19 protein-coding genes are annotated in these 23,142 nt (G+C 39.6%); 4 read left to right on the plus strand and 15 right to left on the minus strand.

The window, feature by feature from the left end; translation table 11 throughout:
- Nucleotides 1-292 precede the first annotated feature (292 nt).
- The 5 genes from rnd to PR675_RS09305 all read right to left on the minus strand — a co-directional run bounded on the left by rnd (nt 293) and on the right by PR675_RS09305 (nt 7,161).
- Nucleotides 293-1,417: a ribonuclease D gene (gene rnd, locus PR675_RS09285; RefSeq protein ID WP_060560586.1), complete on the minus strand. Its 1,125-nt coding sequence runs from the start codon at nt 1,415-1,417 to the stop codon at nt 293-295.
- 86 nt (nt 1,418-1,503) lie between these two features.
- Nucleotides 1,504-3,192 (minus strand): long-chain-fatty-acid--CoA ligase FadD, encoded by a 1,689-nt coding sequence (gene fadD / locus PR675_RS09290; RefSeq protein ID WP_004919508.1) that lies wholly within the window; start codon nt 3,190-3,192, stop codon nt 1,504-1,506.
- Between the two features lie 327 nt (nt 3,193-3,519).
- A complete protein-coding gene (locus tag PR675_RS09295; RefSeq protein WP_060560585.1) occupies nt 3,520-4,128 on the minus strand; it encodes a Slp family lipoprotein in 609 nt (202 codons plus the stop codon).
- A gap of 286 nt (nt 4,129-4,414) precedes the next feature.
- The gene (tsaB, locus tag PR675_RS09300) at nt 4,415-5,113 is read right to left on the minus strand and encodes a tRNA (adenosine(37)-N6)-threonylcarbamoyltransferase complex dimerization subunit type 1 TsaB (RefSeq protein ID WP_004919503.1); all 699 of its coding nucleotides are present in this window, start codon (nt 5,111-5,113) and stop codon (nt 4,415-4,417) included.
- Nucleotides 5,114-5,235: 122 nt separating this feature from the next.
- The gene (locus PR675_RS09305) at nt 5,236-7,161 is read right to left on the minus strand and encodes an ATP-dependent DNA helicase (RefSeq protein ID WP_036940136.1); all 1,926 of its coding nucleotides are present in this window, start codon (nt 7,159-7,161) and stop codon (nt 5,236-5,238) included.
- Between the two features lie 162 nt (nt 7,162-7,323).
- Here PR675_RS09305 and PR675_RS09310 point away from each other — a divergent pair, with 162 nt between their 5' ends.
- Entirely contained in the window at nt 7,324-7,671 is a 348-nt protein-coding gene (locus tag PR675_RS09310; RefSeq protein WP_014658300.1) for a RidA family protein, read from the plus strand.
- A 65-nt stretch (nt 7,672-7,736) separates the two neighbouring features.
- On the opposite strand, the gene mdtI is transcribed toward PR675_RS09310, so the two are convergent.
- Together mdtI and mdtJ are read right to left on the minus strand one after the other, a co-directional pair.
- A complete protein-coding gene (gene mdtI / locus PR675_RS09315) occupies nt 7,737-8,069 on the minus strand; it encodes a multidrug/spermidine efflux SMR transporter subunit MdtI (RefSeq protein WP_004919498.1) in 333 nt (110 codons plus the stop codon).
- Nucleotides 8,070-8,071: 2 nt separating this feature from the next.
- Nucleotides 8,072-8,500: a multidrug/spermidine efflux SMR transporter subunit MdtJ gene (gene mdtJ / locus PR675_RS09320; RefSeq protein WP_004919496.1), complete on the minus strand. Its 429-nt coding sequence runs from the start codon at nt 8,498-8,500 to the stop codon at nt 8,072-8,074.
- 633 nt (nt 8,501-9,133) lie between these two features.
- Between mdtJ and pdxK the strand changes: the two genes are divergently transcribed.
- A complete protein-coding gene (gene pdxK, locus PR675_RS09325; protein ID WP_004919494.1) occupies nt 9,134-9,982 on the plus strand; it encodes a pyridoxine/pyridoxal/pyridoxamine kinase in 849 nt (282 codons plus the stop codon).
- A 79-nt stretch (nt 9,983-10,061) separates the two neighbouring features.
- On the opposite strand, the gene zwf is transcribed toward pdxK, so the two are convergent.
- Nucleotides 10,062-11,537 carry a glucose-6-phosphate dehydrogenase gene (zwf, locus tag PR675_RS09330; RefSeq protein ID WP_004919491.1) on the minus strand — a complete coding sequence of 492 codons (1,476 nt, stop codon included), beginning with the start codon at nt 11,535-11,537 and terminating at the stop codon, nt 10,062-10,064.
- Nucleotides 11,538-11,944: 407 nt separating this feature from the next.
- Here zwf and PR675_RS09335 point away from each other — a divergent pair, with 407 nt between their 5' ends.
- Together PR675_RS09335 and pyk are read left to right on the plus strand one after the other, a co-directional pair.
- Nucleotides 11,945-12,790 (plus strand): MurR/RpiR family transcriptional regulator, encoded by an 846-nt coding sequence (locus PR675_RS09335; RefSeq protein WP_004919490.1) that lies wholly within the window; start codon nt 11,945-11,947, stop codon nt 12,788-12,790.
- A 263-nt stretch (nt 12,791-13,053) separates the two neighbouring features.
- Nucleotides 13,054-14,496, plus strand: a complete 1,443-nt coding sequence (gene pyk / locus PR675_RS09340) for a pyruvate kinase (RefSeq protein WP_004919488.1) — start codon at nt 13,054-13,056, stop codon at nt 14,494-14,496.
- Nucleotides 14,497-14,560: 64 nt separating this feature from the next.
- Here the strand turns inward: pyk and PR675_RS09345 are convergent, their stop codons facing one another.
- The 7 genes from PR675_RS09345 to lpxM form a co-directional block, all read right to left on the minus strand.
- Nucleotides 14,561-14,791: a DUF7832 domain-containing protein gene (locus tag PR675_RS09345; RefSeq protein ID WP_036943896.1), complete on the minus strand. Its 231-nt coding sequence runs from the start codon at nt 14,789-14,791 to the stop codon at nt 14,561-14,563.
- Nucleotides 14,792-14,889: 98 nt separating this feature from the next.
- On the minus strand, nt 14,890-15,909 hold the full coding sequence (locus tag PR675_RS09350; protein WP_014658298.1) for a fimbrial protein: 1,020 nt from the start codon (nt 15,907-15,909) through the stop codon (nt 14,890-14,892).
- A gap of 8 nt (nt 15,910-15,917) precedes the next feature.
- Nucleotides 15,918-18,407, minus strand: a complete 2,490-nt coding sequence (locus tag PR675_RS09355) for a fimbria/pilus outer membrane usher protein (RefSeq protein WP_040133097.1) — start codon at nt 18,405-18,407, stop codon at nt 15,918-15,920.
- A gap of 11 nt (nt 18,408-18,418) precedes the next feature.
- Nucleotides 18,419-19,081: a fimbrial biogenesis chaperone gene (locus tag PR675_RS09360; protein ID WP_004919478.1), complete on the minus strand. Its 663-nt coding sequence runs from the start codon at nt 19,079-19,081 to the stop codon at nt 18,419-18,421.
- A gap of 184 nt (nt 19,082-19,265) precedes the next feature.
- Complete coding sequence (locus PR675_RS09365) at nt 19,266-19,796, minus strand: fimbrial protein (protein WP_014658296.1); 531 nt, start codon at nt 19,794-19,796, stop codon at nt 19,266-19,268.
- A gap of 189 nt (nt 19,797-19,985) precedes the next feature.
- Nucleotides 19,986-20,849, minus strand: coding sequence for a LysR family transcriptional regulator (locus PR675_RS09370; protein WP_040133096.1), 864 nt, complete (start codon nt 20,847-20,849; stop codon nt 19,986-19,988).
- A 1,305-nt stretch (nt 20,850-22,154) separates the two neighbouring features.
- Nucleotides 22,155-23,129 carry a lauroyl-Kdo(2)-lipid IV(A) myristoyltransferase gene (gene lpxM / locus PR675_RS09375; protein ID WP_004919471.1) on the minus strand — a complete coding sequence of 325 codons (975 nt, stop codon included), beginning with the start codon at nt 23,127-23,129 and terminating at the stop codon, nt 22,155-22,157.
- Nucleotides 23,130-23,142 lie beyond the last annotated feature (13 nt).

A 23,142-nucleotide genomic window follows, 5' to 3' on the forward strand; every position in this document is an offset into this window, starting at 1 on the left:
ATAGCGGCTTGCTTTTTTATTTGTTCAACCAATTGAATTTAAATAATCATCAATGGAATGAATATTTGTTCTATGTGGTTTGGGTGTCTATTGCCAAAAGAAATACAAAATCCCCCAACTCTCCGATACGCCTCTGCCGATAGTTAACTTTCTGTCGAAACCGTAGCAGTGCAGTAAATAAATCGATTGATTAATGAGTGGGTGAGCTATTCAACGCTTAAGTGCCGTCACTATTCACTAGGTAAAAGGTTAACATTTCACTCCTAGCAAACCTAGGAGTGAAAATAGGCCATTAACGCGCTTGTTGAAGGAGCTTTGTAATTGGCTCAGCAAGCATTCTTCCTCGCCAACCATCAAGTAATTCAGGCTGATTAGGGATAGATTTGATCCCCCAATGTACCGAGAGCAACTGGTTTATTTGCCGCCTTGAAGCAAGCAATTCCGCATTGAATTTCTCATGCTCTGCAATTTCTTTAACAACACTCTTTATCTCTTTAAATAACGTTTTATATTGAGGTTGCTCATTCAAATTCGCCACTGTAGGGGGATATTCACTCTCATCCATCTGTTTGGCTTTTTCAACAATACTGAGTAACCGCCTTCCATGACAGCGGATCTCTTGTCCCGTCAGCCCTAATGCGTCTAATTCACCTAATGAACCGGGTAAATAACGCGCCACTTTCCAAAGATGCTCCTCTTTAACCACAAAGTTAATCGCCATATCACGCGCTTTTGCTTGATTTAGCCGCCATTCCGCCAGCATTTGCAAGCAAGCCAATTGCTCATTCTTTAACTGACAAACATTGGTGATATTACGGTAAGCTAATGCAGGATCAGTCACATTTTGTCTGCGTTCAACCGTTCTTTGGCACTCTTCTAGCGCAGCAGAAAGGTAGCCTGACTCTTCCACTTTCTGCATCAGGATCTTGGCTAACGGCAGCAAATAAAGCACGTCTGCCGTCGCATATTGGCACTGTTTTTCACTTAAGGGGCGCGCTAGCCAGTCGGTTCGAGATTCACTCTTATCAAGCTCTATGCCTAAGTATTCAGAAACTAAAGAAGCGAAACCACAGGAGATTGGATACCCCAAAAAGGCTGCAATAACCTGTGTGTCGACCATCGGTTCAGGCATACACTCAAAATCATGCAAAAACACTTCAAGATCTTCACTACCGGCATGTAAAAACTTAGTGAGGCTCTTATTTGTCAGTAAGGCTTTAAACGGTGAAAAGTCGCTAATAGATAACGGGTCAATCAGTGAAACTTGTTTTCCATCATAAAGCTGTAGCAAACCTAATTGTGGATAGTAAGTTCGAGTACGGACAAATTCGGTATCCAATGCCAACCAATCGGCTTCACTCGCCTGCTGGCATACCTGTGCAAGTTCGCTATCAGTTGTAACTAAACGATAATTCAAAACAAATTTCTCTTTTTATATTCTCATCACAGTAACGCCGGTAAAAACCGGCGTTACTCATAGGGGTGCAAACCGATATGACAACGTTACGCTGTTGATTTATCTTTTTGCTGTTTCTCTTCATCACGTAGTTCTCTACGCAATATTTTACCAACGTTCGATTTTGGTAGCTCGGTTCGGAACTCAAATAACTTAGGTACTTTATAGGCGGTTAATGAGCGGCGACAAAATGTTTTCAGATCATCTGACGTTAGATTAGGATTACTACTAACAACAAAGACTTTAACTGCCTCCCCTGTACTCGTACTCGGCACACCAATCGCGGCACACTCTACGACATCAGGATGAGATGAAATCACATCTTCCACTTCGTTTGGATAGACATTGAAGCCCGAAACGATGATCATGTCTTTTTTACGATCGACAATGCGGATATAACCTTCACTGTCTATTTCAGCAATATCCCCCGTCGCTAACCAGCCATCATGTAAAATTTCCGCGGTTGAATCAGGGCGGTTCCAATACCCTTTCATCACCTGTGGACCTTTCACCCACATTTCCCCTGGTTCCCCAAGTGCAACCTCATTTCCATCATCATCAACCAGCTTGATTTCTGTTGATGGAACCGGTAACCCGATACTACCACTATAAGCCGTCAGATTATACGGGTTTCCAGTGACAAGTGGCGAACATTCCGTCAATCCATACCCTTCTAATAAATGCTTCCCAGTCAGTTTTTGCCATTTTTCAGCAACTACTTTTTGAACAGGCATCCCGCCACCAACCGTCAACCTGAGTTTAGAAAAATCCAGTTGTTGAAACTCTGCGTTATGTAACCATGCATTGAATAAGGTATTAACACCCGTAATCGAAGTGATCGGATAACGTGCTAGCTCTTTAACGGTACCTGCCACATCACGAGGGTTAGTAATCAATAAGTTCACCCCCCCGACATTAATAAACAGGAAGCAATTTACCATAAGAGCAAAGACGTGATAGAGCGGTAGTGCCGTAACAACAAATTCTGAACCTATTTTTAATACCGGACCATAAGCCGCTCGAGCTTGCTCGATATTCGCTAACATATTACGGTGCGTTAGCATTGCCCCTTTCGCTACCCCTGTCGTCCCTCCGGTATACTGAAGGAACGCAAGGTCATCGCCATTGATCTTTGGCTTGATATATTGCATACGATAACCGTAATGCATCGCACGTCGGAAAGAGATAGCATCTGGTAAATGGTATTTAGGCACCAACCGTTTAACATACTTGACGACAAAATCCACTAATGTCGCTTTCGGACGAGAGAGTTGATCCCCCATCCGAGTTAAAATAACGTGCTTAACCTTGGTATTAAACACCACTTTTTCAAGGGTATGAGCAAAGTTAGACACAATGACAATGGCCGTTGCACCACTATCATTTAACTGGTGCTCTAGCTCCCTTGGGGTATAAAGTGGGTTAACATTGACGACAACCATCCCCGCGCGCAAAACGCCAAATAGAGCTATCGGGTATTGCAGCAAGTTAGGCATCATCAACGCGACGCGGTCGCCTTTTTTTAACCCTAACCCATTTTGTAGGTAAGCGGCAAAAGCACGACTTCTCTCTTCTAACTTGCGATAAGTCATCACCGCACCCATGTTGATGAATGCAGGTTGGTCAGCATATTGCGAAACCGAATTTTCAAGTAACTCTGCTAAAGAAGCAAAGCGATCAGGATCGATCTCTTCCGGCACATCGCTTGGGTAATTTTTCAGCCAGATTTTTTCCAAAGTATGACTCCTGAATTTTAGTATAGTAATATAACTCAAACACTCTTTTAACAAATTATTAACTCAGCGTACCAGTTTGAAAAATACCCTGTGCTAAGGTTGAGAGGTCTATCACTAAATAAATTTCATTCCTTCGAAACAAAAATAGGCGGACTATTCCGCCTATTTCGTTTTAGTATGTTATTCCAGAACGATATCTGGTGTAGATATCATAATAATACACTTTTTTGAATCATTTTTGGAAAAATTAACATATTTCCCACGTATAAACCTAATAAATAAACTGACTAAGCTCATTGCCGAATAAATAGCCTTTCACTTCTCATTTTATTCGGTTAAATAGGTTTGTACTGGAGCAACACCCCCCGGATAGCCATAACCATAGCCATATCCGTAACCCCAAGGATGGTTATAGTAATAAGGGTTTCCGTAATACCCATAACCCCACGGGCCTGGTGGCGGCAAAATTACACTTTGCGCTAAATTCCAACGCTGGTAACCCGTTACGTCTAACGTGACATACTTATAGGGGATATCACCAATTTTACCAGGCTGCTCTCCGGTAATTTTACCCACCACTGTGATGTAACGACCATTATAGTCAGCAGGGTCAAGGAACCCATTAACAAAGGCATAAATACGACCAGTTGATGCCGTATTTAATTCTGGTGCTGCATCATATTTATTCAGTGGGATCACGGCAATTTCTAATCGCGTTTTATTAGGCTGATTAAAAACAGAGATTACTTTCCCACCAAAACGCCCTTCCTGCCCAATATACATTTCAGGCGCATTTTGTACTGACGATAAGTTAACCGCTGGATTAGGTGACGAGCCTTGAATTGAGGCTGGGATCGACACACACCCCGTTAACGTTAATATGCCGACAAATAAAACCACTTTAAATGTCGAACGGCTGTTAATTTTTATACCCATATACCACCTCCATTTAGCTTTAATTATAAATTCAGACGGCAAGGATTAACATTAATATCAACTAACATAACACGATATGTTCAATACTTTGAGAGATAAATACACGAATAATTCAATTATAGACTGATAAAATAAGGCTTGATGTGTCTCGATGCTAATTTCAATCATCGAATTAAAAAAAACATCCATTTAAGACAGTAAATATTGGTAGGAAAAAAGCGTAAAACAGAACTTGGCTATGCCTAACTTAACAATAAAATAAGCATAGCCAATCTAAAAAATATACCTATTCACGACCCGGCAGTTTTTTCCACGTCACTTCGTTACGTAAATATGTTGGTTCAACGTTTTCGACGGCTTGTACCTGACCCGCACGCCATAAACGTTCAGCAATCGGTAACATATCTTGTGCCGCTGGCAATGTGATCCCACTCTCAATCAACGAAAGCGCACTGTCTTTTAATTGCGGATAAGCTTGCCAACCTGTTCCTGCTAGGCTCCATTGCCCTGCCAACTGAGCGATTGAATCTCTAAATAGCTCCGGCGCCATAACAGCTTCGGTATCCTCACCGAGCCATATGCCCTCTGCTGTACGCTGATATTGAGCGCAATATACCTCTGTCATGCGCGCATCAATCGCTGTCAAAACCTGCTCATGTCCTTGCGTTCGATATGCCCCTTCTGCCAGTGTCATCAATGATGAAACACCGATCATCGGTAAATTGGCGCCGAGTGCTAACCCTTGGGCGATACCGACCCCGATGCGAACGCCCGTAAAACTCCCCGGTCCACGACCAAACGCTAACGCATCCAATTGGTTTAAAGTGACCCCCGCTTGGGATAATACCTCGTCCACCATTGGCAACACTTTTTGTGTATGCTCTCGAGGCGAAACGGCAAAACGCGAAATAATTTCTCCATCGCATAACAATGCGACTGAACATGCTTCTGTTGCTGTATCAACAGCAAGAATACGGCTCGACATGCCACAACTCCGGCAAATGATTAGATTTGATGCCACTGTACCTGTACAGTGACCTGAAAATGACGTTTATAGTAGCATAAACTCAAAATGAAATAGCAGAAAAAACCGCTTATGACCTTGGTTTAATTGCTATTATTATGTTCTATTCGTTTTTTCTCAAGAAACTCAATTGCTTTAGATAAACTGCGAGTTCTTGGTGACGGCGGTAAACTATTCAAAAAAACCTTACCATATGGACGTGTTACTAAACGGTTATCGCAAATCACAATAACGCCGTAATCACTGGTATCACGGATCAAACGCCCAACACCTTGCTTTAAGGTGATCACCGCATCAGGAATTTGAACATCCGCAAATGGGTCACCGCCTCTTAATTGGCAATCCTCAATACGCGCCCGTAATAATGGGTCATCAGGGGCTGTAAACGGTAATTTGTCGATAATCACACATGTCAGTTCATCCCCTCTGACATCTACCCCTTCCCAAAAGCTACTCGTTGCAACAAGCACTGCATTTCCCGCCGCAATAAATTGAGCAAGTAACTTATTTTTACTGCTTTCGCCTTGCATAAGCACAGGTAACACGAGTGTTGTTCTCAGCTCTTCGGCTAATTCACGCATCATCATATGTGATGTACACAAGAAAAAGCAGCGCCCTTGGTTTTTTATAATCAGTGGTCGCAACATATTCGCAAGTTTTTGTGCCACCCCTTTTTGGTTTGTTTCCGGTAAAAAACGTGGCACACAGAGTAAAGTTTGGCTTTGATAATCAAAAGGGCTCGCCAATAGCAAGGTTTTCGCTGACGTTAAACCCAATCTATCGGTAAAGTAATTGAGTTGTTCATTAACGGATAACGTTGCCGATGTGAATACCCAACTTGCTGGCGTACTGGAGATCATTTCACTGAATTTTTCCGCAACCGTCAGTGGTGTTATCGCTAATAAAAAATGCCGGCCATAGCTTTCAAACCAATAGCTATAACCTGGAATTGTGACATCTTTTAGCCGATTCAAACGATTACGGTAGAGAGTCACCCGTTCAAAAACGGAATCTAATGTTTGCGAGCGCCCTAATGATGTCTTGATCACTTCATAACATAACTCGAGAGAATCATCGAGTAATGTCAACGCGCGCTGCACCACAGGGCTTTTCAATAGATCACGCAAGTTACCACGAAAGCTGCTCTCACCTAAATTTAAGCGAAAATCCAATGTGCTTTGAGTTAGCCTATCTGCACTTTTTTGTAGCTGAACCAGATCTTTTAGCTCTGTGCGATAGGCCATAACCATATCACGTGCGAGATCAAGAAGCTGGCGGCTACTGAGTTGTTGACCGAAATATTGGCTAGCAATATCGGGGATTTGATGTGCTTCATCAAAAATCATCACATCAGCTTGTGGCATTAACTCCCCAAACCCCGTATCTTTAACAACACGATCAGCCATAAAGAGATGATGGTTAACAACGATAATGTCAGCATCTAATGCTTTGCGGCGCGCTTTTAATACAAAGCATTCTTGATAACGAGGGCAATCACTGCCGAGACAGTTGTCATTAGTGCTGGTGACTAATGGCCAAACGGCATGATCTTCCGCGATATCGTGACAAGTGCTGATATCCCCAGACTCCGATTCAATGGACCAGTTGCGTAAGCGGACAACGGCAGACAATATTTCTGGCTCAAGGCTCCCACCGCCTAATGACTGCTGATCTAAACGCTCTAAGCAAAGATAATTTGAGCGGCCTTTTAATAACGCTGTCCGCCCATTAAATTTCATCGCGTCTATAATCGTGGGTAAGTCACGGTGATAAAGCTGATCTTGTAACGCTTTCGATCCAGTCGAAACAATCACTTTTTTACCCGAACGTAAGGCGGGCACCAAATAAGCGTATGTTTTGCCTGTTCCTGTTCCCGCTTCAGCCACTAGCACATGCTGTTTTTCAATTGCCTCCGTGACAGCATGTGACATTTTGACTTGGGCTGCTCGTGGTTGAAAACCTGGGATTGTTCTCGCCAAAAAGCCATTAGAAGAAAAATCGTCGTGCACCGCAAACCTATTTATTGTTCTCTTTGAAGGCGTCTACTTTATCATGTCTTGATGTTGCCTGCTGAGCTAAATCATCCAATCGTCATAGAAAGGATTTTTCATCAATAAAGCAAGCTGTTATCCTTAAAAAGACTCACTAATGAAATGAACTAAGGAATAATGATGACGATTGAAAGAATTGACCCTGACAAACGTTGGTCTGAAGCGGTTATTCACAACAATGTTGTCTACTACACCAGTGTACCGGATAACTTAGATGCTGATATTATTGCTCAAACAGCGAATACCCTTTCAGCGATTGATATTCTTTTACAACGCGTGGGTTCTGACAAAAGTAAAATCCTTGATGCAACGATTTTCCTTGCTGACAAAGCCGATTTTGCGGGAATGAATCAAGCATGGGATGCTTGGGTTGTTGAAGGCAGCGCACCGGTTCGTTGTACTGTACAAGCGGCGCTGATGAAACCGGAATATAAAGTCGAAATCAAAATTGTTGCCGCTATTGAATAACGACACCTAGCAAACGATTTATCATAAAAAAATAGAGCGCCAATCATCAATTGGCGCTCTATTTTTTAAGACATTTTAATAAGCACCATCCCCAACAATAACAGGACGATACCTCCCCAACCTTTATAATTTAGCCGCTGATTGAAAAGGATCCACCCCGCGGCTACCGTCGCAATAATACCAAAAGCGCCCCACAACGCATAAGCAATCGACAATTCGATACCTTTGACTGCTTGAGCCAACGAGCTAAATGCGCCTAATACTGCCACTAAAGATAAAATGCCTAACCAGTAACGTTTAAAGCCGTTCGACATTTTTAAGAGGATGTTTGCAAGAATTTCCAGTACCACAGCAAGAACTAAAAATGCGCCGTGCCACCATTCAAATTGGACGTCCATAATCAGGCCTCCGTTTTAGCACGTTCTTGTGCCAAACCACCTGATTTAACCGCAGAGACCGCACGCCCCGCCGCTTCTTTCACTTTTTGAGCAGACTGAGTGACGGTCGATTTTTTAGTACCTGATTTAATTAACCCAATTCCTGCGATTAACAATACTAAGCCACCGATTTTCATAGGGGAAAGCGACTCGCCAAACCACAACACACTAAACGTCGTGATAAATAGAATACCGATCCCTTCCCATAAGGCGTATGCAACCCCAAGGGCAACTTTTTTCACAGCAACAGCCAGCAAAATGTAAGAAGATGCAATCATGACATACATTACTGCCATCCCAGTAAAATCACCACTCACGCTGGCGTGTTTCATCGATAATGTACCGATCACTTCGGTAATGATAGCTAATGCTAAAAATATCCAATATATCATTATATAATCTCTCTATGGATAATCGCACGACTGCTTATTTTTCATACAGAAATAGCAAACTTTTCGGCTAAGAAAAATTTTGTGCAATTATAAAAAACAAATAAATATCAAAGTGATGCTGATTTTATTCAGCAAAATGAATAATAGAGAGAGACGCTATAATGCACCGCACCAGTGGTGTTCACTGGAAAGGATCGCTGAAAGGAAAAGCCGATGGGTAGTTCTTCTTTGGGACTTACTGATTTTAATGCTATTCACGCTAAGCATGATATCTCATTCATTTCATCGGATGGACATCCATCCAAGTTACTCCGAACCCTCATATAATTGTTGATTACAGGTTATTTTTATCATGCCAAAAATATTAAGTCAATGAATATAAAAAGCTTTTTTAAATGAATATTTATTGCATAATTATGCAGGAAATAATCAACTAACCTTGACCTATTCTCAAGTGAAACGAATAATCAACCACAAACTTCTCACTAGATAACCATACTTTTTATTGAAAAAAATAAATTTTTCATTGTTTTCTTTTATTACGTAGTCCTATCCATTGTTTATGATTGACTTCAACAGCAAACAGGCATCTTATATTAGCTAACTGCTTAATTTTGGCCGAAAGAGAGATAAATGGACACCTTTAACCTCACCTCTAACAGTTTTCAAAACGATGCAAATGCCACGCCGCTGCCTTATGATGTCATCTCCATCCAGTCGCAAGTTATTTACGGCAGTGTCGGTAACAGTATTGCGGTTCCGGCACTGATGAAGCAAGGGCTAAGGGTCGCTGCTGTACCGACAGTGATTTTAAGCAATACCCCCCATTATGTGACATGTCACGGCGGCGAATTACCGGGTGAATGGTTTCGAGGCTATCTGTCTGGATTAGTTGAGCGCGATTGCCTTGGCAGTGTACGTGCGATCCTAACGGGATATTTAGGCTCTAGAGATAAAGCCCATGATCTTGCACAATGGTTATCAAGTGTACGTCAGTCATACCCTTCTATACCTGTCATTGTCGATCCTGTTATGGGGGATGAAGATAGCGGTTTTTATATTCCCCCAGAAATTGCCGATGTGTATCGCGATGAAGTATTGCCGCTTGCAACGGGTATCATCCCCAATAAATTTGAACTCGCGACACTAAGTGGTCAACAGATAAAGACCCTTGATGATGCAACTCAAGCTGCTCGTTCATTACTAAAAGGCCATACGCAATGGGTGATCATTACCAGTGCATTCCAACCCGATGATGAAAGTATTGAGGTCGTGTGTGTCACCAAACAGGATGTCGCGGTTATTCGCCATAAACGTTACCCTGTCACGCCAAAAGGCACCGGCGATCTATTTGGTGCAGAGTTAACAGCTCAATTACTCGCGGGGCTGTCTGTTCCCGATGCGGCTAAAATGGCTTGTTTACGGATAGAGCAAGGTATTATTCATATGGCGGCGACAGGAAGAAGTGAGTTAGTGCTGTAAGATGCTCTCGCACCATGGATAAAAATAAGGCCAGCTTCCTTCTAGAGCAAGCTGGCCTACGAGATAAATCAACTATAGCTTATTCAAATTCGTTCCAAGAACGCCCATCACGAGTGATCATCGCAACCGATGCGATAGGCCCCCAAGTACCCGCTTGGTATGGTTTAGGGGCTTCATTATCCATAGCCCACGCATCCATAATGGAATCAACAAACTTCCAAGCCTCTTCAACCTCATCACGGCGTACGAACAGCGCTTGAATACCGCGCATTGCTTCAAGCAATAAGCGCTCATAAGCATCCGCAAGGTGTGTTTGATTAAAGGTTTCTGAGAAACTCAAGTCCAGCTTAGTGGTTTGCAAGCGATGTTTGTGATCAAGGCCCGGTGCCTTATTCATGATCTCAATATCAATCCCTTCATCCGGTTGCAGACGAATAGTGAGCTTGTTTTGCGGTAATTCCTGATAACTTTCAGAGAAAATATTCAGTGCTGGCTTTTTAAAATAAACAACAACTTCAGAGCACTTAGCAGGTAAGCGCTTACCTGTGCGTAAATAAAAAGGTACTCCTGCCCAGCGCCAATCATCGATGTCAACGCGTAGCGCAACAAAGGTTTCTGTCATACTTTGTTTATTAGCGCCTTCTTCTTCAAGATAACCGGGAACCTTATTACCTTGAACAAAGCCCGCAGTATACTGCCCGCGAACCGCTTTTTCTCTGACATTAGTGTGGTCAATTCGACGTAATGAACGTAACACTTTCACTTTTTCATCACGGATCCGGTCAGTGGTGAGATCAGCAGGTGGCGACATCGCGATCATGGTGAGAATTTGTAATAGGTGGTTTTGCACCATATCGCGCATTTGACCTGCCTGATCAAAATACCCCCAGCGCCCTTCTATACCCACTTCTTCTGCAACGGTGATCTGCACATGGTCAATGGTGCGATTATCCCAGTTGTTGATAAATAATGAGTTAGCAAAACGTAGAGCCAGCAGGTTAAGTACCGTTTCTTTACCGAGGTAATGGTCGATACGATAGACCTGACTTTCATCAAAATATTTCGCTACTTCATTGTTGATTTCTTGAGAAGACGCTAAATCTGTACCTAACGGTTTTTCCATCACAACACGGTTAGGCTGTTTATTTAAACCTGCATGTCCAAGTCCATGGCAAACTGCCCCAAAAGTGCTCGGCGGCATAGCAAAATAGTGGATAGCGGGATGGCAGTCTTGCTTCAACATTTGTGCCAAGCTATCGAAATTTTCGGTTTGATTAACATCCAAATTGCAGAAATCTAAACGCGCACTGAGCCTCTCCCAAAGTACTGGGTCGAGATCTTCTTTTAAAAATTCGCTGAACGCCTTTTCAACAAACTCAACATAATCGCTCTGGCTCCACTGCGCACGCCCTACACCGATGATACGGGTGTCTGGGTGAATGTAGCCTGCTTTCTCCAACTGATAAAGGGATGGAAGCAACTTACGACGAGCGAGGTCTCCTTTGGTGCCGAAAATAATCAAGTCACAGGCTTGAGCAGCATTATTTACCGCCATATTGGTTCTCCTCAATTTGCGGAATTTATTGTAATTTTGTTACAAAATTAGCCAGATGTTCCGCTAATGTACCCTTTTGAGGGTATTCAGTAAATATTGATGATACAGATCACAGTTTTTATGCTGAAAAAAGCAGCAAACCTAAACCATGTCATGTTAACTGAATGGTGACAGCATTTGTAATAAAATGACAAAACAGCTAACGAACTTACTGATATGAAAATTAGATACAGCTCATAGTTTTGTAAAAAATTACATCACAAACGCCTCTCATTCAGATAGGTTAGCCATTACCCATAGTATATTCCTTTTATATACACACTGCCTTCAAAACGATATTAATAAAATACAGCGTATCTTTATGGCAGAAAAATTTCTCCTTTTGATGAAATAGGCACTTTCGTTATATGAATATTTTAGAACAAATGAAGAACAGCCTCGATTTTTTAAGTAAATCAGAAAAGAAAGTTGCCGAAGTGATTTTAGGTATGCCACAGCGAGCTATTCATCTTAGCATTGCGAGCCTTGCTCAACTTGCTGATGTGAGTGAACCCACCGTTAACCGGTTTTGCCGTAAAATGGATACCAAAGGGTTTCCTGACTTTAAACTTCGATTGGCGCAAAACCTCGCTAACGGCACCCCTTACGTGAACCGAAATGTTGAAGAGAATGACACGGTTAACACCTATACCCATAAAATTTTCGAATCAGCAATGGCGGGTTTAGATAATGTCAAACATACTTTAGACATTGCGGCCGTTAATCGTGCGGTTGACCTTCTCACTCAAGCAAGAAAAATCAGCTTTTTTGGCTTTGGCGCATCGGCGGCTGTAGCACATGATGCGATGAATAAATTTTTCCGTTTTAATATTCCCGTCATTTATTTCGATGATATTGTCATGCAACGAATGAGTTGTATAAATAGTACTGAGGGGGATGTTATCGTTTTAATCTCGCATACAGGAAGAACGAAAGCCTTAGTTGATATGGCTCGCCTAGCCCGTGATAACGATGCCACTGTGATTGCCATCACCTCAGAAAACTCTCCATTGTCTCAAGTCGCTACCCTTTCAATTATTATTGATGTACCAGAGGATACCGACGTCTATATGCCAATGGTCTCAAGACTTGCTCAACTCACAGTGATCGATGTCCTCACAACGGGTTTTACCTTAAGAAGAGGTGAAAAATTTAGAGATAACTTGAAACGGGTCAAAGAAGCTTTACGTGATTCGCGGTTTGATAGTGTGTAAACGTTAAAAAGTATTCTTTTCTTGCTGTGGGCTTTAATAGTTTTACAGACCTGATAGCATAAACGAATTAGCAGTATATAATAGCTGTGCTCGTGTCAGCATGACGACTTGTCGTAAAAAGGTCTCGAAAATACGCTAAATGATTCAAGTTGTATGTCGACATAATATGATAGGGGCTTACGCCACGAGCACTACATACCGCTTGAAGTATGAAAAGATTTCACTCAATAAATCAACACCATTACAGGTCAACGGAGTAATACATGACTAGACGGCTTAGAAGAACTAAAATTGTTACTACCCTAGGTCCAGCTACCGATCGTGATAATAACCTTGAAAAGATTATTAACGCCGGCGCCAACGTTGTACGCCTAAACTTCTCTCACGGAACTCCAGAAGACCATATTCTTCGTGCTAACAAAGTGCGTGAAATCGCTGCTCGTTTAGGTCGCCATGTTGCGATCCTTGGCGATTTACAAGGCCCTAAAATACGTGTTTCTACGTTTAAAGATGGCAAAGTATTCTTAAATGTTGGTGATAAATTTATCCTTGATGCCACTCTCGGCAAAGGTGAAGGTGACCAACAAAAAGTGGGTATTGATTATAAAGGTTTACCTGCTGATGTTGTACCTGGTGACATTTTATTGCTTGATGATGGTCGTGTACAACTGAAAGTCCGTGAAGTCCAAGGCTTACAAGTTTTCACTGAAGTAACCGTTGGCGGTCAACTCTCCAATAATAAAGGCATCAACAAACTTGGTGGTGGTTTATCGGCTGAAGCACTAACCGATAAAGACAAAGAAGATATCATCACCGCCGCTAAAATCGGTGTCGATTACCTTGCCGTTTCCTTCCCTCGTTCAGGCGAAGATTTAAATTATGCGCGCCGTTTGGCTCGTGATGCAGGCTGTGAATGCCAAATCGTCGCGAAAGTAGAGCGCGCTGAAGCTGTGGCAACCGATGAAATTATGGATGAAGTTATCCTTGCATCGGATGTTGTCATGGTTGCTCGCGGTGATTTAGGCGTTGAAATCGGTGACCCAGAATTAGTTGCGGTACAAAAGAAACTGATCCGCCGTTCACGTCAGCTCAACCGAGTAGTGATCACCGCAACTCAAATGATGGAGTCAATGATCACAAATCCAATGCCGACTCGTGCTGAAGTGATGGATGTCGCTAACGCCGTTCTAGATGGTACAGACGCCGTTATGCTATCAGCAGAAACCGCTGCGGGGCAATACCCAGCTGAAACTGTTGCTGCCATGGCACAAGTCTGTTTAGGGGCTGAAAAAATGCCTGGACTGAATGTCTCCAAGCACCGCTTAGATGCCGAGTTTGATTCACCTGAAGAAGCTATCGCGATGTCAACGATGTACGCTGCTAACCACCTGAAAGGGGTCAAAGCCATTATCGCGATGACTGAATCAGGCCGTACTGCTCGTATGATGTCACGTATCAGTTCTGGCTTACCTATTTTCGCTATGTCGCGCCATGAAAAAACACTCAATCAGTCTTCACTGTACCGTGGTGTTACACCTGTTTTCTGTAGCACTCACACCGATGGTATTGCGGCTGCGAATGAAGCTATCACACGCCTACGTGATAATGGTTATTTAATGACTGGAGATCTCGTTCTCGTTACTCAAGGTGACTTGATGGGCACAATTGGTAGTACGAATACTTGCCGTATTTTGGAAGTCGAATAAATCAATATTGGTGTAAAGGGAGCATTTGCTCCCTTTTTCAATCGATATAGATAATGCTGTATGCTTATTTAGAGTGAGTCATTTTCCAATTATTAAATACAGCAGCAATCACCGAAGCTATTTTGTCATAGTTTTCCCAAGAATTTTCAACATGGTATACTGATGGCAATGCTTGTGCTAAAACACGATGATAGTCATCAAAATAGCTCCCATTCTCTGTTGAATAATAAAATTCAGTAAATGCCAATCCATTCGGTCCAATGCCACCAAGTTCTCCTACGTTCGTCTTTGGCATCACTAAAATAAAAATAAGCACAACATTGTAATAAATATTGTGCTCATCATAATTTATATTGAATAGTTACCGTTTAATCTGTCCGATTTTTCTGGGAATCAATGATATTGCAAATTAAACTGTAACGTTCCATTAGCTTGGCCAGCTTGTGTATCATTCGAAGTTTGAATATACGCTGCTTGTAATGGAATACTATAATTTTCCGACGATACATTTTTTTCTTCGATCGTCATCATTTGATTTATTTTAATGGGGTCATTTTTATACTTAACTTGTATACCATACCCTTTCGCAGTATTGACGTCTGTTGGATTATTTAATGCGATTGTTCCGGGTGTCATACTATTATTGACAGGTGTTCCAGTAAAGGTGATTTTTATGGGTGACACGGGATCACAACTAAGGTTGATTTGAAAATCTTTCACGCTATTTGGGCTAACACTCCCTACCCCTGAAAAACTCGATTTATCAATCTTATTAAAAGGCACAAGAATATTTTTATTCAGCACTTCACAACCTGTCGAAATAATATTAACCGGCCCTATACTAACCTTAGGCTCCATATTACCGTAGCTATCCGATGTTTGAAATCCATTATTATAAATAATTAACATCGCCGCTCGGCTAGCAGGTAGTACTTGCGTTTTTACGTTATCTTTGAGCTTATAAAAAACAAGTTTTAAAGAAACGGTATACACACCTGAACTCTGGGTAGTGCTACAGATCATCCTATTCGCATTATTTCCATCAATGGTATTAATTCCATCAACATAAGCACTACCTGTGCAAGGTGTTGACACTGTCCCATGTAGCGCATAGCCCACACCAGAATTATTAATTTCTTTAATGTATCTGTTATTATAATATTGTTTACTGCCATACGTTTCAGGTAAATAAATTCCCACTTGAACTTCGTCTGTTATGTTACTCCAACTCCAAGCGGTATAGCTTCCTAAATCAATAGTTCCGACTTCTGATCCAATTGGTGCTGTTCTTGAAACATAAATAGGTTCATTCACTGTATGAGATAATTCATTAAATAATGCTCTAAATTCGGCTAAAGCGGATTGTGAAAATAGAAGCGTCGAAATACCCCCAATTAAAAATAATTTATTCATGTCTGCTCCTATTGGCAAATTCGCTCAATAAATTGAATTTTGTCGTTACTTAAATCAAGCTGAAGTGGCAGTTCACACTGCTGATCCGCATGACTTCCCCATTTGACAACAATACGACTCTGTTCAGGTACACCACTTAAATAGACTTCACCATCATTAGCGACAATACCTGTTGTAACCTCTTCTTTATCAACTAAAACAGACACTTGTGCTCCAAATGGAATGAGTTGATCATGGTGAGTTAATTTAAGCATGACTCTCGCACCACGTTTACCTTTAAAGTCGGCTAATACGATAGCACCACGAGTTGGTACAACTGTTGTCGTGCTTAACCCAACATCGTTATTTCCTGTTAATGTTGAAGGGTCAACGCTGATCTTATTCCTTTCATAACGTGTAGCACTCGGTACAACAGCATATCCCCAAGAGTTAGTATAAAGCGACTGCGCATTATTGACTTTCAGGTCATTAATATCATTGGCTTTGACTAAAACCGCAGAGTCATAAATCGCTCGAGCTGGGGTGATACCACCAGAGTGTAATAGTAACGCGCCAGTTGCCCCGATATTAGCGGACTGATAACGTGGGTCATAACTATAGCCCCCGTTATACTCTCCTGATGAAACAATATAATTACCACTCACCGAACCGCTATTTTCATGTCGGCTATGGTTATAGTTTTGCGTGATATCAAATTGCAAATTGTTATCTTCTAAACGTGTACCACTCACACTGACCGAACTAATCGAATCACCATTCTGGCTAGTATTGTAACGATAATTGACCCAGTTATTTTTTTGTCCAAGCGTAAATGGAACACTAAAATTGATAGATAACATTTCGTTTTTACTATTAGTATGTTCCTGCTTAGTATAAGAGTAAGAAATACCATAGTTTATTTGTCGATAATTAGAGTTAAAGCCTACGGTTAAATTTTTATCGACGCCGCTTCTATCCCAATAATATTGTTGATAACCATTAATGGATAAATAACCAATATCTTTTAATGACTGAGAAATAGAAGCTTGGAACTGCTGTTTCTTTCTTCCGCTCTCATAAGGGTCATTATTTGATGCAGAAAAATCGTAATATTCTTTTGTCGAATAGCGATAAGATGCAAGAGAAAATGACGTACCTGTTCCTGGCATATATTTCGAATATTGCACTCGATAGGACTGACCTTGCGCATTCGTTTTATCAAGTAGTTCTGTTTTAGATTGGGTCACATCGGCTGAAATTGCCCCAATACTCCCCAAGTTGATCCCTGTCCCTGCGGTATAAGCTTGGTAGTCCTTTGATAAAATAAAACCACCATAAACCGACAAGTTATAAGGCAAACCATAAATAGCAGAGGCTTGCGCAAAATTAGGTTTCCGAAGCGCGTTATCAACATTGTATTTACCAATATCAATGCTGTATTTTAATGATCCCGCTCGCTGCATCATAGGAACGGCAGAAAAAGGTTGAATAAACGAACGGATCGTTCCATTTGCTTCTTCTATTTGTACATCCAAATCACCACTATATGACGTAGGATAAAGGTCATTTATTTCAAACTCGCCGGGTGGTACTGTCGTTTGATAAATCACGCTACCATTTTGGCGGATCGTCACAACAGCATTCGTTTGAGCAATGCCTTTAACTACCGGCGCAAACCCACGTTGACTTTGCGGTAACATACTTTCATCGGAGGCTAGCTTTACGCCTCGATAAGGGTTACTTTCCATAACACCGTTATCCGATGCTGTTTCACCAATCGTTAAGTGACTTTTTAATGGACGAATATCCCTTTCCACATAAGTTTGTAGATTATTCCAATCCGTTTTCCCTGAAGTCCGGCTATAAGTACTGTGGTTTCTCAATCGCCACACATCAAAATTAATACCGCTGCGTAAGCCAATAAATGTGTTATTGGTATCGTCACGATCTTTATACCAATTTTGGCTGTGTCGGATATTATAATTTACGAAGGCGGCATTAATACCATCATCCCACTCTTTAGGATCAACGTAACCGCGGCTATAATTATCTAACCCTATTTGAGGAATACTGATATTAAGGCGGCCATTCCCAAAGTCATATTTATAGAACGCACCGGGTATAGTCGCGGCGATATCAGTGATTGCTTGATCATCTTTTGCATCGCTAAAAGCTTGGCTCGCGGTATTTTTAACCCCCCAGCTTAATAGCATCTTCTTTGCTATTTCAGGAACAAGCTTTTTATTTTGCTTATCAAAGATAAAGCGTAAATTTTGTTCATCAACAAATTTGTTATTAATATAAATAGCGACATGATAAGTTCCGGGTAGCTGCCCTCCCGAATATGACAGATAATCTAAATTATTTACATCCGCAACGTGGCTTTCAATCCCTGTATTGATTGCATTAATGTCAAAAACATCATCTGCTTTAGTATTGTTAGAATATAATATAATACTGACTGCAATAAAAACTTTTGAGTGGTATAAACTTTTATTTTTAAAACATGAGGCAGACATTTTTTATACTCTTATTTAGATGTTTTATCAATAATCGCGCCATAGTCATTAATAAATTTAACAACAACTTTTTGATTATTATTTATGCTGTGTTTAACAATGTATTCTTTTGTATGAGGGTAAACGAGATCACCGCCTTGGATGTTTTTCCCGTCCACCAATATATCCCTAACTGATAAATGATAGGGAGTATCGTTATTAATAATAATACCGTCAGGTTTTTTGATAATTTCAACTTTATTAAAGTCAAATGGAACAATATCTTTTGATCTTAAAAATAGTTTAAACTGAGAATTGATAACAATCTGTAATTGATTTTCAATTTTAACGTCTTTAGGTGGTATTGATTTTACATTAAGCAAATATAATTTTTCTTGGTTTGAACCAATAGGTTCACCTACATAAGAAATACGTGCAGCAGCATTACTATCTGGCTCGATGCGAAATAATGGTGGCGTTGCAATAAATGGTGTTTTTCCTTCACCTTCAAATGGACTTACCCAAGTTTGAATAAGGAATGGCTTTTCTTTATCACTATTAAAAATAGGGATATCAATTTCACGTTTATTTTCTTGATAGATAAAACGAGTTCCTCCCACACTGACACCCGCCGCAGAAGCAAAATGAGAAATAGAAAATAAAAGAAAAACTGCTGAAAAAATTATTTTTTTCATAATTCGGCCATTTTATTTATTAAAAATGAGAGGGTAACAGCGTTACCCTCTATACACACTATATTCAAATTGCCTCATGATTGACGTGCACCATCCCCTCCAAGAGGCATTAAATAACGATGCTTCTCAGAATATGTAGGTCTGTCTTTTAGATGCAACTCAAATTATTTAGGGTATATATTTATTATTGATATTGAATGCTATAAACAGCCGTACCATCTGCCTTACCAGCAGTTGCAGCACCTGTTGCTTTATAGCGAGCTACGTAATTCAATTCTACTGAATCACCTGCTGCATTTTTAAATTCAACTAATTTTGAATCTTCAAATAGTTTAATTTGTGTTGTCGCATCCTTTTCAAATAAAGCAATACCTACTTTGGTTGCGTGACCCCCAGCTTGTGCTATTTGTAAAATATCGCGGTCATCGTTATCACGAGAGCCACCAAATCTTACTGCCACTTTAGCATTTTCAGGGCAATCGATGAGTTTAATAGTAAAATCTTTTAAACCAGCAATTTGCCCTGCTGCTGCTAAACTTTTCACTGACACTTTACCAAGGTCAACCGTTAAGTTTTGAGAGCTACTATCTACTGCACAAGCTGAATCAGTTATTTCACCAGTAAAGTCAATTGTTCCTGAAGCAAAAACAGCTGGAGCGGTTGTTACAGCTAAAGCCACCCCTAAAGCAGTTAGGGATTTTTTTAGAATACTCATATCGATTCCTATAATTAGATATTCTGATGTTAATTGCCACAGCACTAATAAATATTTACTCAGTGCATGAGTGCAAGCGAAATATAGCATCACAATTTAATTTAGTTAATATCTTGTTACATTGAATTTTTTGTTATTATATCGAAACACTTAATGTTTATTTTTGATTACTCATTTAATGATTAACGTTTATTTAATCTCAGTTAACTCTAAATGGTTTATAAATTCACCTAAAACATCTTGCACCAATGAATTTTTATTCACATACATATAAAAATCATAGTAAATATTTTTATTGGCAATTTTTAGCTGTTTTAGTGAATGATTATTCAACTGGTTTTTTATTAGATTTTTAGGCAACCATGTATAGCCCGTTCCATTTTCGACAAGTTTAATAACTGTTTCTAGTGATGCAGCGCTGATAGTTTGTGCACTTTTAACGGTATCTTCCAATGAAGGATCAAGAACAACTTTTGTATATTTAGATAGATAATCCAATAAGTTAGATTCTTCAATACTCTGTAATATATGGTCAGGTGAAGTCACAATAACAGATTCAACCGTTTCTAAAAAAATAGGATTTAAAGTCTCAACATGCTGATCTGTAATCAAAATATCATAATCCTTTAAAGCAAACACATCTGATTTAGATATGTTTTGTTTGATTATATCAATGTCATAATCTTTATGCCTTTTAATAAAATTAGCCACTTTATCTAAAAGATTATCTGTGTGATAAAGCGTGTCTATCACGAGTTTAATCTTTATATTGCATTTACTATTCAGTAATTTAGCTTTTGTTTCCAATAATATCGCTTTATTCGTTAACTCCCGAGATAACGCTAATAACATTTCACCTTTCGGTGTTAAAACAGCGCGTCTTTTTTCTAATGAAAAGATTTCAATTTCTAGTGTTTGTTCAAGTTTGCTGATTGTATAACTAATAGCGGATTGAGTCCGATGTAATACTTCAGCGGCTTGTGCAAATCCCCCGCAATCTACAACAGCTTGCAAGGTAATCCATTGGTCCAATGTCGTTCTCGTTTTTTCCATAGCGTCTCCAAATAGAGTTTTGGACTCAATTTTTATTATTTAATAAAAATATAGCAACATATTTCATCACCGTTAATAGGTATATGCACTTACAGATCATTTTGTCATCATTAGTTAAATATTATTTAAGTCTGTATGTTTTTTAGTACAAATTTCATCTTAGTTAAAAAGAATCTCTTTTTTGGGCTTTATTAATTTAAACTTACTCTTATTTCTTCCATCATTTAATCATCAGTAAAAATAAAATATACAATAAATTTATTGCCATTTATTTTATATTTAAAACATAAAAACTATTCGTTAATATAGCGTTTTGTCTTAGCGTTAAATCATTAAAAAAATCCCAGCGTAATTTAAATTAATTAATTATTTTATTAATAAATATTTGGTATGATGTTTAACTTTAAATTAAATTATGATTTAACATTTAATGTTCTCGTCAAATGCTTGCAAATTTATGGCTCGTTAAACACCTATTGAGAGTAAAGAAAATCAGGATATTAATCTAATAATTTTTTGTTATTTATTAGCAAATGTGGGGTTCTAGGGGGGAATGGCAGACAATATGACCTTTTTAATTAATACTTATTTCATCAAAATTTTATCAAACTAGTGCTCTATTAGATTAATCTTATTACTGTTCCAATAAGTTAACGGTTAACTCTAGTGAGCTTATGAAAAAGAGAAAAAACTTATATCTCCATTATCATTCATCAATACACACGACTCTTTAGTTACAAAGAAAAATAACGCAAATGTATGAGCATCTCAATACAACCTTCCACCTCTGATTGCCTATTTTTACTCTGACAAATACGCGCTATCAACTAAACTCACATTATCTGCATTACAACAATTTATATCATCTCATAAAAATAACCTTTTACGTGTATTTCATTTACCATATAATTGATATTAACTATTGATAAGGATTTTTGACCTTTCCGCTCGATAAAAGGCTTCGTTTTATGCAGTTAAGCAGTTATAACCTTACAAAAAATAAGTTATAAACAAACCCCAAAAATATATAATTCACTTATTTATCATGGTGTTATAAAACATTTGATATAAGGCAAATCGATAAAATAGCGATCATAAATAAAGTATAAAAGAGAAAAATAAATATCTTTTTTTCTATTCACTTCTCAATTAACTAAATTATTATCATAATTAGCCAATCAATAAAAGATTGGTGATTCTTAGGTAAGGCATTCCCCAAATATAAAAAAAGCACCTCTAACATAACAATTCAGTCGAGGTGCTATTCATAGAAAATATAATTATTTAAGTGAATTGAACGTAAAACTATCGATATAGATCATCACGTTGATAGGGTTCAATTTCATCCCCCTTCCGTGTTTTCAATAACTTAAGTATCCAAGTATATTGTTCAGGATTTGGACCGACGAGATATTCCAGCTCTTCATTCATCCTTCTTGCAATATATTCATCATCCTGCCCATCAATATCATCCATAGGCTCACGGATATAAATATGCAGTTGATGAGTACGATGATCATACACCGGAAACAGAGGCACAATTTTCGCTTTACATACCTTCATTAGGCGGCCCACAGCAGGCAATGTTGCTTTATAAGTCGCAAAAAAATCGACAAATTCACTATGCTCTTCGCCGTGATCTTGGTCGGGAAGATAAAACCCCCAATATCCCTGCCGTACAGAAGCAATGAAAGGTTTAATTCCTGCTTCTCGAGAGTGTAAGCGACCACCAAAGTGGTAACGTGCTTTATTCCATAAATAATCTGCTACTGGGTTTTTTTGGTGGTGAAACATTGCCGCCATTTTATAGCCTTTTGCAGCAAGTAACATGGCTGGAGCATCTACAGCCCACCCATGTGGCACCATAAAAATAACATTACTGCCTTGTTGCTTTAAGTTATCAATAATCTCTTGGTTATGCCAATGTGTTCTTGCTAACGTTTTATCAGCGCCACGAATACATAACTCTGCAAGCATCACAAACGATTGAGGTGCAGTTTCAAACATTCTATCCACTAATTGATCCCTTTCCTGCTCGGTAAGCTCAGGGAAGCAATATAATAGATTTATCTTTGCGCGGCGCCTTGCGCTTTTTGCCAATTTTCCTACCCATTTCCCCACTTTTGCCAGCATGGGGTCACGAATTTTAACAGGAATATAGGCTAAAGCGGCAAAAACGCCAGCCCCAGCCCAAACTCCCCAGTATTTAGGATGTAAATAGGATTTATGAAAGGTTGGCACATAGCCTAATTTACTGTCGGTATCTTTATCTTTATTCATAATGTACCTAAAA

It is taken from the genome of Providencia sp. PROV261 (assembly GCF_028477945.1).
In the GTDB taxonomy this organism is placed as follows: Bacteria; Pseudomonadota; Gammaproteobacteria; order Enterobacterales; family Enterobacteriaceae; genus Providencia; species Providencia stuartii.